This is a genomic window from Vibrio sp. 10N.222.46.A1 (assembly GCF_041473595.1).
Lineage (GTDB): Bacteria > Pseudomonadota > Gammaproteobacteria > Enterobacterales > Vibrionaceae > Vibrio > Vibrio tasmaniensis_A.
The window spans coordinates 1-3,244 of the sequence record NZ_JBFRSN010000415.1; the positions used below are offsets into that span (position 1 = coordinate 1).

A 3,244-nucleotide genomic window follows, 5' to 3' on the forward strand; every position below is an offset into this window, starting at 1 on the left:
GTACCAACGAAAATGGGGACTTCCCAATTAGTCAAACTCTACAACGTGACTGGGATGATGTTTGGAAATTTGCTGTTGGTGCTGACTACCAGCTGAACTCTGACTGGCGTTTAAAGGCGGGCTTCTCTTACGAAACCTCTCCACAAGACGATCCTTCAATGCAGTGGGTTGATCTCCCTGTAGGCGAACAGTATCGCTACTCGGTAGGTGCTTCAACGTATTGGGATGATATCTTGATCGATGTGTTCTACGAATACGCGGACTTAGGTTCGGTTGAGATGAATCGTGATGGACCTAAAGGGCGCAACTTGCTCAATGGTTCTTTCGATGGCCGTATCCACTTTGTTGGCCTTAGTGCGACCTTCTAATGACATTACGTACTCTATTATTTGTTGCTGCGGCAACGCTCGGGTCGATGGGGGCTTTTGCTGAAGAGAAGCACCCTGACGACCCGACTAAGATTGTAACCAAAGCTGGCGTTGCTTATAACGAAGAGCTTAAGTTTTCGGGCTCTATTGGGCTGGATGAAGCGCGAATGATCAACGCTCGTGTCAATGCGGACGGCGAAGAGTGGCGATTAGGCGGTTCATGGCTGTTGCCGATGGGTATCGTGAATTTCAACTTTAGCCGTTCTGAATATGATAACGATGCTTATAAGAACAACTACAGTATTGGCACATTTATACCACTGAGCTATTTCGATATTGAGCCGTTCGGTTGGCAAATCTTCCCAATGGCTGGTTACAGCTACAACGATGGTGAAGTAGCCGTATTCGATGGTGAGAATGTGGGTTCTGATTATGTATTGATGCCGAGCTCGACACATGGTGGCTATATCGGAGCGTTTGGCTTAAAAACGATAACCGATGAATGGTCTATCATGGGCTTTGGTGGTGGTTCAATGGGTTCTGACGATTATTCAGGGTATTGGGCAGGTGTCGGTGCTAGCTACAAGTTGAGTGATGCTCAATCATTCAACGTCTTCACTATTTTTGCTGAGGACGATTTTGGTGAAAATAACAGTGTTGGTGCGTCTTACACCTATGAGTTTAAATAGCTGTTAGCAATCCGCAGGTGGACGTCTCTCGTAAGAACCATTCACTTAGTCCGGATTAAATTGAACAAAGTCGCTTGTTAAAACTGAGCGACTTTCTTTTATTCTATTTCCCAATCTTTTTTATCTCTTTCTTCCTTTTTCTAATGTGAGAGTACTGCTCTCTTAATCTAGATTAAGTTTTCCTCGTCTTATTCTCTGTACTATCCGCATAAATCAACGCCCATTCAGTAATGGACAAAAGAGAGTCACTTTGTGAAAAAGAAGTGGTTCTCTTTTGTCTTTTATAATGGCCAAACATCATAAAGATTTAATGAGGATAAGACTTGAGCACTTTGTTTACAGAAACACGCATCTGCAGCATGACATTGAAGAACCGCTTCATGAGAAGTGCAACGTGGGAAAATATGGCCACCGAAGATGGGCATATGACAGATAAACTGTACGCTATCTATGAAGAGTTGGCTCAAGGTGAAGTCGGCCTGATCGTAACGGGTTACGCGAACATCGTTGAAGAAGAAAAGCCAAATGCGGGCATGATTGGTATGTATAACGACTCATTCATTGCAGAGTATCAAAAGCTCACTCAATTGGTTCATGACAACGACTCTAAAATCGTCATGCAATTGGCATACGGTGGCACAAAGACCACGCATGATCTTGGCGAACGAGTGATCTTTGCACCAAGTGAAGTTCCTGAAAAAGGGACTCAAACACTGGGTAAAGCGATGACCAAAGACGAAATTGATTACATTGTTGATGCCTTTGCTCAAGCGTCATTGAGAGCACAAAAATCAGGTTTTGATGGCGTTGAAATTCATGCTGCTCACACTTACCTGATTAATCAGTTCTTAAGCCCTTACTACAACCAACGTGAAGATGAGTACGGCGGTAACTTAGAAAACCGCATGAGATTCTTGTTAGAGATCTATATCGCGACGCGTAAGCTGGTGGGTGATGATTTCCCTATCTTAGTTAAACTCACTGCATCGGAGTTTTTTGAAGGTGGTGTCACCTTTGAGGAAACACGTATTGTCTGTAAAAAGCTTGAACAAGTGGGCGTGGATGGCATTGTCCTGTCAGGTAATATTCATGGTAAAGCAGACACTATGATTGGCGAGTCGCACGATGGCTTTACCATTCAAGCTGAAGGCTACTTCCATGAGTATGGTCACGCGATCAGCCAAGACGTTAATATTCCGGTGATCACTGTGGGTGGATTGACGGATTTTGATGCTATCGAAGCGATTGCAAACAACACAGGTATTGAATACTTCGCTCTTTCAAGACCGCTGCTTTCTGAACCGCATTTAGTTAAGCGTTGGAAGGAAGGGGATAGAAGCCCTGTTGAATGCGAACGATGCTCTAAGTGTCGCACTAAGCGCGGCAACTTCTGCGTGGTGAATAAAGACAGAAAAGTACAGCTTGCTCGCATGTAGTCGCTGAACCTAGCTTCAAGCGAGAACCGAAGTTTATAGCCGAGTCTAAGTTTGAGCCTGTGTAATCGCGCAGGCTCTTGTTTATTCCGTATTCCACGAAACGAAATTTGAAACCTTATTAATCACATCTTCCTGTCAAATTGGCGCGATTAAACAGATACACTGCGCCTGTAAATTATCCAACCAAGTTATCGATAACAAATTGAGCAAACTGTGAAATTACTTCCTCTTCTTAAGCAACCTCGAATCCACTGACGACTCTTTAGTTTTAGCGACATTGCTATGATTTAAGCGTGATACTCACTATTCATCCCAGTGAACCCTGTTTTTTTAGGGCGTTAGTTTGTGCACCTTGGATTTGCATCGTCGAACATTTTGATAGTTAACGAATAAAACTAAATAGATCATTCAGAGGTAAAAATGCAAAAGAAGCATTGGTCCAAATTCGAGTTGCTGCATGAAGTCGTAACCAACCCCAATATTCACGTAAAAGGTCAACACAGTTATTACAGCGATTGCTGGGACAACGGTTTTGAACAATCGGTAGTTCGCTATTTACACGGCGACGAAGTCAGCCGCCAGTGGGAGCCTCGCTGGGAAATCGATGAACTGTACATCGGTGACTATGTTTGTATCGGGGCTGAAGTCGTAATTCTGATGGGCGGTAACCATACCCACCGAGTCGATTGGTTCTGTTTGTATCCATTTATGGATGTGATTGAAGACGCCTACATTGGCAAAGGCGATACTC

Annotated in this window: 3 protein-coding genes and 1 pseudogene; all 4 read left to right on the forward strand. The window is 43.8% G+C overall.

Annotated elements, in window-relative coordinates; translation table 11 throughout:
• Nucleotides 1–368 (forward strand): outer membrane protein transport protein (locus tag AB4496_RS12960; protein WP_372131103.1); only part of this gene is annotated, 368 nt, incomplete at its 5' end.
• Nucleotides 368–1,057, forward strand: a complete 690-nt coding sequence (locus AB4496_RS12965) for a hypothetical protein (protein ID WP_009845534.1) — start codon at nt 368–370, stop codon at nt 1,055–1,057. The genes AB4496_RS12960 and AB4496_RS12965, both read left to right, overlap by 1 nt.
• Before the next feature lie 323 nt (nt 1,058–1,380).
• On the forward strand, nt 1,381–2,493 hold the full coding sequence (locus tag AB4496_RS12970) for an NADH:flavin oxidoreductase (RefSeq protein WP_032555063.1): 1,113 nt from the start codon (nt 1,381–1,383) through the stop codon (nt 2,491–2,493).
• Nucleotides 2,494–2,913: 420 nt separating this feature from the next.
• Nucleotides 2,914–3,244 (forward strand): annotated as a pseudogene (locus tag AB4496_RS12975) (antibiotic acetyltransferase); the annotation flags it as partial.